Here is a 15532-nt window from a genome sequence, read left to right as displayed (position 1 = left end):
TGTGCGGCATTCCTTCCACTCGTGTTGCCTAAGCCCGATCACCCGCCGGGCGTTCGCTTCGAGGCCGAATTCTCGTCCGCCGACCGGCCGTTTGCCTGCACGCGTGTGTGCATGGGCCTGATCCAAGCGGATGAGCTAGTTCTTCGCCGGACCCATATTAACCAAGCTGACTTCCGATATTGTGATCGCCGTCGGACCAGCATTGCCGCCAGGGATATTCCCCATGTCGAACGTGAGGCGCGCATTGCCGTAGCTATCGGCCGTCGCATCGAACGTGTAGGAGAACGTCTGATCCTCGGTCGTCAGATCCGCCTGCTGGCCGAAATAGCCGTGCCACTCGTAGTTCGCCGCCACGTCTACCCAGCCGATGCCGATCCCGAGCTTCCGCGCCGTGCCGGCCTTCGCCTTGAAGGTCAGCTTATACCGGGCGCCTTGCTGAATGGCGAATCCTTCGTTGATGACTTGACGGTCCCATGGGTTGTCGCCGACGGTTGCGATTGACGCCTGCAGCTTGCCGTCTTCCGCGACGATCGCAAGCTGGCTGGCATCTCCGGCGGCATACGCGATCCAGCCTTCCGTACCGCTGGCGAAGTCGCCATTGTGCAGCAGGTTCACGTTCACCGGCTGTCCGCCCGCATCCGCCGATGGATTTACCTCGTACAGCTTCACGTTATCGATCGATACGGTATGCGAGCCGTCCGCAGTCGCGGGCTGACCGAGACCGAGGGCGAGCACGGCTGCGGCATCTGTCGGCGCATCCATCGCGAAGGTGTAAGAGAGCCTTGTTTTCTCCTCCGTCAGCTGTGTTTCTTCTATTAAATACTTCGCATATTCGCCGCTGCTTTGCGAGACGACGACTTGCATCGGTCTTGGCACCGACGACCGGGCATCCAGCTCAAGCCGGTACGTTTTCCCATGCTCGACATGCAAGCCCAACTGCTGCACCTGATGATCCCACCATTGCGTCCCCGTTCCCGGCAGCCGGACCTGCAGCTCGCCGTCTTCGGATGTCTCCAGTTTCGCCGCGTCCGTCGTCGCGATCGTCCACGCAGCCGTGCCTTCATCGAAGCTGCCGTTTTGGACTGTATTCGCCGAGAGATCCAGCCAGAGCGAGTTGTAGTCGTAACCCTCGAAGTTGATGTAATAGTGCTGGCCGCTCGCGAGTCGAACGGGCTCAAAATAAAGGGTCTTGTACGTCTGCCAGCCGCCTGTGCTGCCCAGCTTCACGTCCTCGCTAGCTACGGAATCGCCCGCTTCATTCTTCACGCGCAGTCGGATCGTCGAATCCGCATCGCCGCTTGCGACCCTGGCGGAGAGCACGTATTCCGCATCCACGGCAGCGCTGATTTTATATTGAAGCAGATCGCCTTCATCCATGAAGCCAACGTTCTTCCCGCCTTCGCTTGCCTCTTCCAATTGGAGACCCTGCATCTCCCATGCCTGCGCGGCTGACGCGTGGGCGTAACCTGCGACATGGACAGGCTGACCCAGTTTGACGAGCCGTACGTTGTCCACATATACGGTGCCCGAATCGCCCCCGAATAACAGCTTCAGCTCCGCTTCCGCATCTGCTTCCGGTCCAATGACGATTTCCTTCGCATAAGAGGCAAGCTCGGTGCCGAGTTGAACGGAAGCGCCCTGCGGGAATTGCACGCTGCCGCCGCCCGAACGCACGACATCCACGCTCATCGTTCTCGGCACATCCGCCTTAGCCTGGAAATATAGACCGTAGGCCGCGTTCGGCTCCAGCTTCAAGCCGGGTTGGCTCACGGCGACGCTGCCCGCAGCATCCCCGCCTTCTTCGACCTCCGCGACCAGCTGACGCTCCATGATCGGGAACTTCAGGAAGTTGTTGACGCTCATTCTCGCCTTCGCATCGGAAGCGATAGTAGGCTTCCAAAAGGCCAGTCGATCGATGCCTTGATCGAACGTGCCGTTATAGATGAGGTTGCCGTCCGGCAGCGCGCCCCGCTCGATCGTCTCGTCTGGCAGCGGCGGCGCGTCGCCGACTTCGACCAGCTTCACATTCGCCAGATAGACCGCTGCCGCATTCATCCCCAGATTGAACTCGAATCTCGCATTGTTATCCGTGCTATCGCGCATATCGAACGAATATTCATACGGCTGCCAATTCGTCGTCAGCGTAAAGGTTTGCTCGCCGGAATAATTTTTCCAGCTCTTCTGGAATTGATTCACCTTGGCCATGATCGTGCGGCTCGCATCCGCTTTGGCATCGAAGGTCACCTTGTACCGTTTGCCGCTGCGGATGTACATCGGCATCTGCGTAAGCTGGACCGAATACAGCTGCTCGCCTGCGCTGGCGATCGACACCTTGGCCGCCTTCCCCTCCGCCGCATCGTCGATGACAGATACGCTGCCCGTTCCACCTGCGTTCAGCAGGAATTGCCAGCTTAGCGGAATGCCACTCGCATCCGTCGTGCTTCGGAAATCAGCGTTGTACAGCTGGTTGCCGTCCGCTTGCGGCTCGCGCTTAGCGGCAGGTTCCGGCGGATGGCCCGTCACGTCCGGCCAGCTGCTCAGCTTGTCGTAGGCATAGACGCGCACAAAATCGACCTTCATATCTTCCGTTACGAAATCCGGCGATGGCGCGCCCGGCCAATCGCCGCCAACGGCCAAATTCAAAATCAAATAAAAGGGTCGGTCGAACGGAGCAGGATACGTATAGTACGCCGGCTGACCGGGACCTTTCGTCTTCCAATCGCGAACCTCGTGATACAGCTTGCCGTCCACATAGAACCGGATGATGCCGGGCAGCCATTCCGCCTGGAAATCATGATAGTCATCCGCGAACGACTGTCCCTGCGCTAATTCGAAGATGCCTTGATCGTGACCATGGGAGCCGTCCGGCTGCACGCTGTCGTAATGCAATGTGCCATAGACGCGATGCTTGTTCTGCTCGCCGCCGATCAGCTCCATGATGTCGATCTCGCCCGAAGCCGGCCAGCCGCCGTAATGCGCTTCGTCCGTCGGCAGCATCCAGATCGCAGGCCACATCCCCTTGCCTACAGGGAGTTTCGCACGCACGACGACTTTCCCGTACGTCCAGTCGCCTTTGAATTGCGTCGTTAATTTAGCGGATGTATATTCGCTGCCGCGATAGGCTTCTTTCTTCGCCGCCAGATTCAGGACGCCTCGGCTGCCCTCCTTCTGGATACTGGCGTTGTTCGGACTGTAATACTCCAGCTCGTTATTGTAGACGACGCCGGTATCCTGCACGGTCCACTTCGACGTATCGATGGCGGATGCGTTGAACTCGTCGTTCCAGACGAGCTTCCAGTCCTGCTCCGGAATCGTCGTCGGCGCGACCGGCTTCTCGCCGTCGTCCGCAGGCGAGCCGGGGTTGGTCGGTGGTGGCAAGACCGATGGGACGGACGCATCCGACTTCGGCGCCAGCGCTGCCTCATAGCCCGCATTCACCTTTTGTCCGTTCACCGTAACGCCTTCTGCCGCCACGCGCAGACGGTCGATCTTCCCCTCGGCCGTCAGCTTGGAACCGCCTGCCGACTCGCCGAACGCAAGCTCGCCGATCGAACTTTCCCGGGACAACTCGACCTGGGCCGGCTGCCGCACGGTAACCGACTTAGCTTGCGTGCTCCCTTGGAACACGACTCGAACCGGTTCGCCCCGCTTATCGATAACAACGCTGCCCAGCTGCGCGTTCTGGAAGACGATCGAATGGCTGCCCCCGCCCATGATAATCGTGCTGCCGGTGACCGTAACGCCCTCCAACGCGATTTCGCCGTCTCCGATCCCTTCCGCGAGAATCAGGTTTCCTTCAATGACGGTATTTTTCAAGGTCACGCCGGTAGTCCGAACAATCACATTCCCTCTCACGTTAGCCGTATCGTACAGGGTCGGCTTCGCGATGAGGACTGCTGTCATTCCGGCTAACAAAGAAGCCGCCTCCGCTCGGGTAATCGGCTGCTTCGGCAGCAGCTGTCCGCCTGCTCCCTTCATTACTTTCGACTCAACCAAATAAGTAAGCGCTTTCTTGGCATAGCCGGCGACATCCCCGCCATCCCGAAACGACAGCAGCCCCGTATCGGACTCTTGGCCCGTCGATAGCTGGAAGGCACGCTCCAGCATCACCGCCGCGTCTTCCCTCGTTACCGAAGCGTTCGGCGCGAAGCGGTCTCCGTCTCCCCCCTGAACGATGCCCGATCCACTTGCGCTCATAACGGCACGGTAATACCATGCCTCGGCCGGAACATCCGCGAACGACTTCTCCGCTTGGCCGCTGAAGCCGAATGCCCGGTCCAGCATGGCGATGAATTCCGCTCTCGTCATCGGCCGATTCGGCTGGAAGCGTCCTTGCGCATCTCCGGTCATGATCCCCATCGCTTGCAGTCGCTCGGCTGCAGACTTCGCCCAATGTCCGCCGCTCAGGTCGGGAAACCCGGCAGCAGCCCTATTCCCTACCTCTTCGCTTGCATGTGCCGCTGGACTGATCGCCGACAATAGCAAACCGCATGCGAGCATCGCTGACAGCCATGATGTCTTCCTCATGTTTATCCCCTCCTAAATGTATATGTTGAAGCGATTAGAGAGAGCTGCCGCGGCAGCCCCTTCCAATCGGTTCAGCGTCTATTCCTTCACCGCGCCGATGACCATCCCTTTGACGAAGAACCGCTGCAGGAACGGATACACGAGCAGAATCGGCAGCGCGCCGATGAAAATTTGCGCCGCCCGAACCGTTCGCTGCGAGATATTCTCCAACTGGCTCGGATCGACGTTAATCTTGGAGAAATCCTGCTGCACGATGATCGTCTGGAGCAGCGAGGCGAGCGGGTAGTTTTGGATATCCGACATGTAGATCATGCCGTCGAACCAGGCATTCCACTGATACACCATCGTGAACAACGACAGCGTTGCGATCGCCGGCATGGAGAGCGGGATGTAGACGAGCGCGAGCGTCTTCAGCTGACCTGCCCCGTCGAGATAGGCAGCCTCCTCGAGCTCTCTTGGCAGTCCGCGGAAGAAATTCATCATCAAGATGATGTTCCAGACCGAGACCGCCCCAGGCAGAATAAGCGCCCAGATCGAATTCATTAGCCCCAGCTTCTGTACGAGAATATAGCTTGGAATGAGACCGCCGCTGAACAAAATCGTGAAGACGAAAAACCACGTGTACATCGCCCTGCCCTTGAAATGCAGCTCCTCCTTCGCCAGCGGAAACGCCGTCAGCGTGACGAGCGCCATCCCGATCACGGTCGCCAGCACCGTCCGCTCCGCCGAAATCCAGAGGGAGTTCAGGAAGTTCGAGTTGCCGAACGTCTTGACGTACGCATCGGTCGTGAAGCCGATCGGCCAGAAGCCGACCAGATTGGACGAAGCTGGCGCCATGCTGCTGAACGATACCGCCAGAATGTGGATGATCGGCAGGATGCACAGCAGCGACAGCACGCCGAGGAACGCATAATTCGCGATGCTGAATAATCGATAGCCTGTTGTCTTGTGATACAAAAGAACGTCCTCCTTCTAAATATGTGCGTGTTCAAAAAGTCGACCATTTAGCACCGAGAAGGTGGCGTGAAGGCGAAGAAGGAGGCGCGGAGTTTAGGCCAACCTAAATGAGCACCGGACTTCAAGCCTGAACGCCAGATTCGATGCCGTGTTACGCAGCACCGAGAAGGTGGCGTGAAGGCGAAGAAGGAGGCGCGGAGTTTAGGCCCGCCTAAATGAGCACCGGACTTCGAGCCTGAACGCCAGATTCGATGTCGAGTTACGCCCTGATCTGCTTCGTGATCAATTGGCGACTTTTTGAACTTCCTCAAAATACGCGGTAGTTGGCGAGTCGATAGGCCAGCCAATACGAGATCACGATGAGCACCGTGCCGACGACCGATTTGAACAACCCGACCGTCGTCGCGAAGCTCATTTTGCCGTTCAGAATGCCGAGCCGGTAGACGAAGGTGTCGATGATATCCCCCTTCTCGTACACGAGCGGATTATACAAGTTGAACACCTGATCGAAGCCGGCGTTCAGGATGTTGCCGATCGAGAGCGTCAGCAGCACGATGGCGATCGGCATAAGCGCAGGCAGCGTAATGTGCAGCGTCTGCTTCAGCCGGTTCGCCCCATCGACCTCCGCCGCCTCGTAGAGCGCAGGATTGATGCCTGCCAGCGAAGCCAAGAACACGATCGTGCCGAAACCGAACTCCTTCCAGACGTCGCTGACGATGAGCGTCACCCGGAACCAGTCCCCGTCCCCGAGGAAGAACACCGGCTGGCCGCCCAGCGCGACGACCAGCTTGTTCACCATGCCGCCGTCCGGGGACAAGATGTCGAGCAAGATGCCGCCCAGAATGACCCACGACATGAAGTGAGGCAAATAGACGAGCGTTTGCGATACGCGCTTGAACGCCATCGACCGCACCTCGTTCAGCAGCACCGCGAACAGGAACGGCGCGATCAGTCCGGCGACGATTTTGAAGAAGGCGATGATCAGCGTATTCCAGATGACCTGATCGACGCCGGGGTAACGGAACAAGAAGCGGAAGTTGTCGAGCCCGACCCATTTTGACCCGTCAAGCCCCAGCCACGGCTTGAAATCCTGGAAGGCGATGACCAGCCCGCCCATCGGGACGTACTGAAACAGCAGCGTCAGCAGCACCGCCGGCACGAGCATCAGATGCAGCGGCCAATTCCGTCTCATGTTCCATTTGCCCTTCGCGGATACCCGCTCGGATCGCGGGTTGTCAGCTTGCTTGCCCGCTTGTAAAGCCATATCTTTCACCATTGCATCCTCCGATTTCCGACAAATATTTTGCTTTGCTAGGTCCGGCGGACCTTGTAATATAACGATTATAGCAACGGCCATTTTGGTTCTATATCCTAATATTGCAAGAACGGTATTGATATTTTAACTAGATGGGTGGAATGGAGATCATCACGCTTGCGCAGCTTTTGAGTATCAAGCTATAGTTCAACTTATCCACACGAAGGAGGCCCCGATGTGCTATCGCGCTTTAACGTTTTCACCAAAATCACGCTGCTGATTCTCCTCCTGCTCATCCCGGTCATCTCCTTGTACACGTATTCCAACCGGGAAAGCGTGAAGGTCATCGAGCACGAGATTCAGAGCGGCACGACGAACCGGCTCTCCTTCTTCGCCTCCCAAGTCGAGTCGACGATCTACCAGCTGTCGTTATACGGCGTCTCGATCGGCCAAGATTCCAGCATTCAGGAATACCAGCGGCCCGACTTCGCGGAGCAGCCATACGAGCGCGTGAAGCTGAGCGTCTCCATTCTGGAGAAGATGAATCTATACAATGCCGCAAGCAAGTGGCATTCAGAGATCACGCTCTATTTCCCCCGCACCCTTCAAGTGCTCTCGACCGACTACTACGCCACGATGACTTACGACGAGAAGGAGTTCGAGTCTCCTTTTCCCCAAGCGTGGAGTTATGAAGGCAAACAGTTCACCTGGCATGCGACGGACCCGGTCTCGGCGATGGCTCATCCCAAGACGGCGCGGCTCATTACGAAAATCAGCTTCCCCGTGGAGCACTTGGCTGCGCTGCTCGACCAGAACAAAATCAACAACAGCGGAGATCCGTTCCTCTTCGACCCGGCGCACGGCGCGATCCGCAACGGAAGCGCGAACGAATCGCGAATCGCGCTCCTGACGAAGCAGTTGAGGCATACAGCGCTTGCGGAGAGCGGCGCCTTCCGCGCTAATCTGGACGACACCGAGTATTTCGTCTCGTATATCCGGTCCAAGAGCCTCGGATGGTACTATGTCGACTACGTGCCGATGCAGCAAATATTAAGTCCGATTACAAGCAGCCGGAACTTGTTCTACATGTCGATCGCCGTCCTGCTCGTCATGGGCGTCGCCGTTGTCTTCGCGCTATACCGCAGCGTGCAGCTCCCGCTCCTGCAGCTCGTTCGAGGCACGAAGCGATTGGCCGCCGGGGACTTCTCCGTCCGGCTTCCGCACGCGGAGCGCAACGAGTTCAGCGTGCTGTTCGGACGGTTCAACATTATGGCGCAGCGCATCCAGGAGCTGATCGAGAACGTGTACGAGGAGCAGCTGCGCAGGCGCGAGGCGACCTTGAAGCAGCTGCAGTCGCAAATCAATCCTCACTTCCTCTACAACTGCCTGTTCTATATCAAGAACATGGCGCGAATGAAGAACGAGAAGGCCGTCGTCGCGATGTCCTTGAATTTGGGCGAGTATTACCGGTATATCACGCGCAGCGAGAACGATCTGGCCACGCTCCGCGAAGAAGTCCGCATGGTGACCAACTACTTGAATATTCAAGCGCTGCGGCTTGAGCGAATGCGATTTACGGTCGACATCCCCGAGTCGATGCTCGAGCTGACCGTGCCGCGTCTGACGCTGCAGCCGATCATCGAGAACGCCATCTTGCACGGCTTGGAGCCGCAAGCGGAGGACGGCGAGATCGTCGTGACCGGCGTCTATGAGGGAGGGCGATGCATGATCACGGTGGAAGACAGCGGAATCGGCATGTCCGACGAGGCGATCGACTTGCTCCAGCGGAAATTGGAGAAGCCGCTCGATGAACATATGGGGTGCGGCACCTGGAATGTGCATCAGCGCATGATCTTCCTCTTCGGCGAAGAGGCCGGCCTCCGCTACGCCCGTTCGGGGTCGGGCGGCGTCAAGGTGACGCTTACTTGGTTAGACAACACAAACAGTTAGGGGATACGCATATGCTGCAACTTTTATTAGTCGATGACGAACGCTCGGTCGTGGAGACGCTCGCCGAGACGATTCCTTGGGCGGAATGCGGCATCGGCGCCGTTCATGAGGCGCTGTCGGGCGCGATGGCGCTGGAGGTGCTGGAGCAGAATGCGATCGATATCGTCATTACGGACATTCGCATGCCGGGCATGTCGGGCATCGAGCTGATCACGCGCATCCAAGAGCGATGGCCGCATATCAAAACCATCCTGTTGTCGGGGTACGCGGACTTCGAATACGCCAAGCAGGCGATCGCGCGGCAATCGTTCGATTATTTGCTGAAGCCGGTCAGCGACGAGGATTTGATCGATTCGGTGACGCGCGTCGTCGGCCAGATCAAGGCGAAGTGGGAAGAGGCGGCCTCCGTCCAGAAGGCGATGTACGCCTTGAACGAGAATCTGCCGCTGCTGCGTTCGACGATGCTAAACGAGCTGTTGTCCGGCAAAACGTACGCCGAGACGGCGCTTGCGGACAAGCTCGAGCTGCTCGAGCTCCCCTATGCGGTCCACGACGAGATCGGCCTGCTGCTCATCCGGATGGAGGACCGGTTCGCCGATCTCCCCGACCGCGAGCAGGCATTGATGGAGTATGCCATCAGTAATATCGTGAGCGAAGTGATGCAGGAGCATTTCCATATCTGGCCCGCGAGAGACGCGCACGATTATATCGTCATCTTAGTGAAAAGAAAGAAGGATTCGCTTATAGCCGAAGGCGCCGCCGAACCGCGGTCCCTGACCGAGCGGTATGCCGAGCAGATCCAAGCGAACGTCCATATCTACTTGAAAGGCGCGGTCTCGATCCTCGTCGGCGGCTGGGGGCGGTTTCCTTCCCAAGCGCGCGACATGTACGAGCAGGCGGTCCGGGCGATGCGTCAGAAGATGGGCCAAGGTCAAGGGCTGTTCGTAACGACGCAGCAGGATGCGGAGCCTTCCGATGCCGCCGTGAGCGCGGTCTGGGCGCTGTACGAGCCGCCGACGCTCATTCATCTGCTGGAGGCTGGCCGTTTCGACGACGTCGAACGCAAGATCCGCCGCATCTTCGAGGAGCTGCTTCAGGCGGACGACAACCCGGACGTATCGGAACAGCTGATCGAAGCCTATCATGCGCTAGCCGGGGCATTCGCCTATATAATCCACAAGAACGGGAAGCAGCTGCACGCCGTCCTGCCGGACGACGCGCTCCGCTATTTCCGTAGCCCCGCGTATTCGACGGCGGGTCAACTGCTTGATTGGTCCGTGCGGACGCTGCGGCGCATCCGGGAAGATGCCGAGCAGGAGCTGAAGGATAACCACAGCACGATCGTCCGGAGCGTGCGCAGCTTCGTGGACCGCCATCTCTCCCAAGACGTGTCGCTCCCCGCGATCGCCGGGCACGTGCACCTGCATCCGGTCTATTTGTCCAAGGTGTACAAGACCGAGACGGGCGAGGCGCTGACGGAATACGTCTACCGGCTGCGGATGGAGAAAGCAGCCTTCTATCTGCGCACGACGGCCTCGAAGGTGTTCGAGATCGCGGAGATGGTCGGCTACAACAATACCGCCTACTTCATACGGGTATTCAAGAAGTTTTTCGACGTGACGCCCCAGGAATACCGAGACGACTGGCAGCGCCAAGGTTAACCGGAAGCAGCGCAGCACGAAGAGCGCCGCGGGCATCTAGCCCCGTGGCGCTCTTCGTGTTGGGTTCCGGCAGTTCGGGGATTCCCCTGCACCGCCGCATACCCCCACCTGCTGCGAATGTTACTGCCCGCTGCTAACGGACTGGTACCACTCGTTGACTTCCTGCGTAATTTGGTCGCCGCCAGCCGCCTTCCATTTCTCGACGTAGGCGTCGAACGAATCGACCGGCGCTTTGCCATAGATGATCTGCGAGAACGTATCCTTCTCCATCTTCGCGAGAATATCGTTACTCATCTGCATCGTCGCCGTCGGCGCGCCCGTGAACATTTGCGGCATCGTGATCGCCTTCTGTTCCAGCACGATCTTCGCAGCGTCCAGCATCGATTGCGGCGTGCTGAGCTTGAGCTTCTTCTCGAACGGCGTCGCAGGCTCGCCCCCGTCCGCCAGCTTCGCCAGCGTCTCCATGTTCAGGCTCGGAATTCGGGCGCCGTCGAAAGTAATCGTGTATTTCTCCGGCGCGAAGCCGCCGGTATGCGCGGCGTCGGTCGTCGGCTTGCCATCGACCATGACCCAGTCATAGCCTTCCGCCAGACCGTTCTCGAACTCCCCGCCGATCGGCGGATTGGCGAACTGATCGAACAGATAATTCTGGTACGTGAAGAAGGCTTCCGGATGCGCCATGTCCTTGTTGATCAGCACGACGCCGTTCGCGTTGGACGTGCCGTGACGGCCGGCTTGTCCGCTCGGACCAGCGGGAATCGGATACGCCTTGTACTGCGCGTCCTTGTTGTTCTTCTTCACGTCCTCAAGCGGCCAAGCCGGCATCCAGTGCGGCCCGACGACGATACCCGCCTTGCCGGCCGTGAAGTCCTCCGCCGCCTTCGTCTCGTCGTAGAGACCCGCTTCGGTCGGCAGATACCCTTTGCCCATCCAATCCTGCAGCTTCGCAAGCGCCTGCTTCGCCCCCGGCGTTACGGACCCGTACTCCAGCTTGCCGTCCGCGGTCAAGTTCCACTGGTTCGACATCGTGCCGAACGCGCCGAAGATCCAGCCGGCATCGGACATCCACGTGTTGATCCAATTTTTGAAGCCGATCGCAAGACCGTATGTATCTTTCTTGCCATTGCCGTCCGGATCCTGGTTCGTGAACGCGTCCATGACCTTCTCCAGATCGTCCAGCGTCTTGGGCGCGGACAAGCCCAGCTTCTGCATCCAGTCCTCGCGAATCCACATGACCGGGTCGCCGTTGTACGCGTAATCGAGAATCGGGACGCCGATCCGCTTCCCATCTTCCATATACGGGTACCAGACCGACGGATCCTCGTCCATCGCCTTCTTCCATGTGTCGCTCGCGTACTTGTCGAACAGCTCGCCCGCATCGACGAACCGGCCGGAATCGATCAGCTCCCGCACAAGGTTAAAGTCGCCGCGGTACGAAATAATATCCGGCATCTTCTCGTTCGTCGCGAGCGACAAACGAAGCTTCGTCTCGAATGCGTTGTTGGTCGACGGGGAGATCCACTGGTTCTTCAGCTCGATGCCCAGTTTCTCGCGCGCCCACTTCGTATGCACGTTATTGTCCTGGGTCTCTCCGTCCTTGAACTTGACATCCGGTCCCCATGGGCGGAGATAAGTTACCGTGATCGGCGGATCGTATTTGCCATCTTTCATTCCGGAAGCCGTATCCGTATTCCCCGCCGCGTCCGCCGCCTTCTCATTCGTGCCCGTATTCGCGTTCTCCGCCGCATTGTTGCCGCAGCCGCTCGTAATCGCGGTCAGCGAGACGATGCCGGTCAGCAGCATCGCGCTCAGGCGTGTCTTGTTTCGTTTGTCCAACGTCGTTTCCCCCAAATCATAGTTTGTGTACAACGCCTATAGTAAAGAAACGCCGATTGGTCCGCCTATACAAAGATTGCAACATCGATTGCACTTCTTTAGGATGTTGCATATTGAATATAGTTCTTGCAAAAGTTCAATCTTCCTCTTGCGGCCATGGATATTGACGGCCGGAACTCGCAAGCGCCGACCCGCTACTAGAGAGATAGCGCATGTGTGCTTCTGGGCACGCCTATACGAAAAGGCAGCCACCAAGGCTGCCTTAAGCTGCTCATCTTCGCGACTTAAGCCGCGTTGATCAGTTGCTCGTATACTTCACCCAATCGTACTCCGCATACAGCGGGTTCGCCCCGTTATACGCGCCCAGCCAGCTGTCCACGCCGGTCCCGTTCCAGATGTTCATCATGATTTTGCCCGGGTGACTCGGGATATTGGTCGTGGCCGTGTGCTTCAGGACCCCGTCGACGTACCACTTGATGTAGCCGGGCTGCCAGTCGAAGGCATACGTATGGAATCCGGCGGCCGCGTCGAAGCCGAGATTGACTACTTTCTCATGCCCGCCCACGCCGTTCGTAAAGTAATTGAATTGCACCTTGGTCGTGTCTTTGCCTAGAAATTCGATGTCGATCTCGTCCCATGGCGTGCCATCGGCCGGACCGGTGTAGGTGAAGAAGGACGAGACGATACCCACGTTCTTGGCCGGCTTCATGCTGACCTCGTACAGCCCATAGCCCTGCTTGAACGTCGTACGATATTCGCCGCAGTCGAATTGATTGTAGGCCGAGCTCGTCAGTCCCAGACGCAGCTTGCCATCGCTCGTGAAGCCGACGTTGTTCGCACGCCACGTGCAGTTGAACATGCCGCCGTTCGAATAGCCGTCCGCCTTCTGCCATGTATTCGGGTTAAAGTAAGTCAGCGGCTCCCAGAAGACGGAGGCTCCGTAGGCGTTCGTTACGAGCATGACGGTCGTGAGGGCCGCAGCGGCCGAGGCTAACAAGGACTTCTTTTTCATCATTACACCTCCAATGGATTCGCCTGAAAATGAAAAATCGCCGCATAAAGGCAGCAGCCGCACACCTCCCTTCTCCACAATTAAAACGTTTTCATTCTCGGCGATTTCATTGTATCGCCGCCGGGAGGCGCGCTCTATAGCAACCTTGCAAGATCGCATAGCAAAATCGCAAGATCGCCGGAGAACGGCGAAAGACGCGCTCCTCATGCGAAGAACGCGCCTCTACCCGTGCAGCTTTGTCTTGTTATTCCTTGAGTCTGAACCAGACGCTCATCTCGCCGGCGCCCCGGTTGCCCCATGCACTGTAAGGCACCCATTGCAGCTGCACGGACTCCGCCTGCCGGTTGACCGGGCGATACAGCTCGCCGCTCCAATCCGCGCGTCCGTCGCGGAAGCCTTCTCCCTTCAGCACGACCGTGCCGCCGAGGACGTCCGGTTCCATCACGGCTTCGATCTTCGCCGCTGGCTGAACGGCAATGGCGGACAAGTGGCTGCCGTTATCCGTCTCCTCCAAGCAGTACACGAGCGGGCCGCGCGTGATCGCCGCCTTGCCGGCATTGGCCCGGACGCTCGGATTCGCTTCGATGAGACGCGCTTCCATCGGCAGCTCGAGCTCGACCCTATCCCCGTCGCTCCATGCGCGCGTCACGTAGAGATAACCTTTGCGGACGTCATCATCTCCAGGCTGCAGCGGCTGTCCGTTAATCTTGACGGAGAAGCTATCCGCCCAGGCCGGGATTCGCAGCGCCAGCGAGAACGTTCTCGGTTCCTTGAGCGTAACCGACAAGCGGACATTCCCATTCCACGGGTAATCCGTCTCTTGCTTCAGCTTGATCGGTGCGCCTCCGGGGAGAGCCGCTTCCGCCTCGCTGCCGATGTAGAGATGCGTATACACCGTGTGATCGTCCGTCGTATAAATATACTCGCCGAGCGAGGAGAGCAGCCGCGAGACGTTCGGCGGGCAGCATGCGCAGCCGAACCACTTCTGGCGAACAGGCTTCACGTGGTGGCGGCCCGGATTCTTCTCGCTCGCCTCCGGCCATACTTCAAGCGGGTTCACGTAGAAGAAGTGTTTGCCGTCCCGCTGCATGCTGCCCGCGACGTTGTTGTACAACGCCCGCTCCAGCACGTCGGCATACGTCGAATCCGCTTCGAGTTGAAGCATGCGGTGGGCGAAAAAGATGAGGCCGATCGAGGCGCATGTCTCCGCATATACGGTATCGTTCGGCAGATCGTAATCGAACGAGAACGCCTCGCCGTGATGCGTCGAGCCGATGCCGCCCGTAATGTACATTTGCTTATTGACCATGTTGTTCCACAGCTTGCGGCATGCCGCAAGCAGCTGATCGTCGCCCGTAAGCGCTGCCAAATCCGCCATGGCCGTATACATATAGACCGCGCGGACCGAGTGGCCGACTGCAACCTCTTGCTCGCGCACCGGCTTATGCGCCTGATTGTACGCCGGGTCCGGCTTGCGCGTAACGCCCGCCTGCCAGTGGCTGGTTCTTCCCCGCTTCTCCCACTCCGCCAGCAAGAAATTCGGCTCCAGCCCCCGCTCGTTGATGAAGTATGCGGCCAGCTTGGCATATTTCGCTTCGCCGGTCGCTTTGTACAGTTTCACGAGCGCCAGCTCGATCTCCTGATGGCCGTCATATCCCCGAAGCTTGCCCGGTTCCGGCCCGAATACGGTATCGATGTAGTCGGCGAACCGGCACATCGCGTCCAGCAGCTTGCGTTTGCCCGTCGCTTCGTAATAGGCCACGGCCGCCTCGATCATATGCCCCGCACAGTACAGCTCATGGCAGTCGAACAGATTCGTCCATCTTTGCTCCGGCGCCTTGATCGTGAAATAGGTGTTCAAATATCCGTCCGGCTGCTGCGCTTCCACGATCAGATCGATCGCGCCGTCGGCAATCGCCTCAAGCTCCGGATCGGGTTGAACGCTCAAGCTGTAGCCGACGGCCTCCAGCCATTTCGCCAAATCCGAATCCTGGAAGACGAATCCGCCGAACTCGCCCTCTTCATGGCCCGCGGCGATGCGAAAGTTACGGATCGCGTAGCTTGGCTCCGCATCCTCTACGCGATCGTTCAGCGCATCCCACTGATACGGAATGACCGTATCCCGGACAAGCCGGGTATAGACCGACCAATACTTATCTTCAATTCGTACCTGTTTGAGCGAAACAGGCCGGCTTACGCTCACATTCGTCTGGATCATCCGAGAATCACCCTCCGCATTCAAATTTTCATCCTTCTCAGATGCCATTTTATCGCTTATAGTAAGGCTTAACTAGGTAGAAACTGACCCCGTTTTTTCAGAATATGAACCTTAAG

8 protein-coding genes are annotated in these 15532 nt (G+C 58.4%); 2 read left to right on the top strand and 6 right to left on the bottom strand.

The window, feature by feature from the left end:
- Positions 1-135 precede the first annotated feature (135 nt).
- The 3 genes from ACFFSY_RS06520 to ACFFSY_RS06510 form a co-directional block, all read right to left on the bottom strand.
- A complete protein-coding gene (locus ACFFSY_RS06520; protein WP_377491677.1) occupies positions 136-4527 on the bottom strand; it encodes a carbohydrate binding domain-containing protein in 4392 nt (1463 codons plus the stop codon).
- A 78-nt stretch (positions 4528-4605) separates the two neighbouring features.
- On the bottom strand, positions 4606-5484 hold the full coding sequence (locus ACFFSY_RS06515; protein WP_377491674.1) for a carbohydrate ABC transporter permease: 879 nt from the start codon (positions 5482-5484) through the stop codon (positions 4606-4608).
- Between the two features lie 307 nt (positions 5485-5791).
- Positions 5792-6676: an ABC transporter permease gene (locus ACFFSY_RS06510; protein WP_377491893.1), complete on the bottom strand. Its 885-nt coding sequence runs from the start codon at positions 6674-6676 to the stop codon at positions 5792-5794.
- A 300-nt stretch (positions 6677-6976) separates the two neighbouring features.
- Between ACFFSY_RS06510 and ACFFSY_RS06505 the strand changes: the two genes are divergently transcribed.
- Positions 6977-8689, top strand: a complete 1713-nt coding sequence (locus ACFFSY_RS06505; protein ID WP_377491671.1) for a sensor histidine kinase — start codon at positions 6977-6979, stop codon at positions 8687-8689.
- An 11-nt stretch (positions 8690-8700) separates the two neighbouring features.
- Complete coding sequence (locus ACFFSY_RS06500) at positions 8701-10350, top strand: response regulator (protein WP_377491668.1); 1650 nt, start codon at positions 8701-8703, stop codon at positions 10348-10350.
- Positions 10351-10470: 120 nt separating this feature from the next.
- Here the strand turns inward: ACFFSY_RS06500 and ACFFSY_RS06495 are convergent, their stop codons facing one another.
- The 3 genes from ACFFSY_RS06495 to ACFFSY_RS06485 all read right to left on the bottom strand — a co-directional run bounded on the left by ACFFSY_RS06495 (position 10471) and on the right by ACFFSY_RS06485 (position 15416).
- On the bottom strand, positions 10471-12153 hold the full coding sequence (locus ACFFSY_RS06495) for an extracellular solute-binding protein (protein ID WP_377491890.1): 1683 nt from the start codon (positions 12151-12153) through the stop codon (positions 10471-10473).
- 331 nt (positions 12154-12484) lie between these two features.
- On the bottom strand, positions 12485-13198 hold the full coding sequence (gene bglS, locus ACFFSY_RS06490; protein WP_446686128.1) for a beta-glucanase: 714 nt from the start codon (positions 13196-13198) through the stop codon (positions 12485-12487).
- A 244-nt stretch (positions 13199-13442) separates the two neighbouring features.
- Positions 13443-15416, bottom strand: a complete 1974-nt coding sequence (locus ACFFSY_RS06485; RefSeq protein ID WP_377491665.1) for a glycoside hydrolase family 127 protein — start codon at positions 15414-15416, stop codon at positions 13443-13445.
- Between the last annotated feature and the right edge of the window lie 116 nt (positions 15417-15532).

It is taken from the genome of Paenibacillus aurantiacus (genome assembly GCF_042431225.1).
GTDB lineage: Bacteria > Bacillota > Bacilli > Paenibacillales > Paenibacillaceae > Paenibacillus_Z > Paenibacillus_Z aurantiacus.
This window is presented reverse-complemented; position numbering and strand designations above follow the sequence as displayed.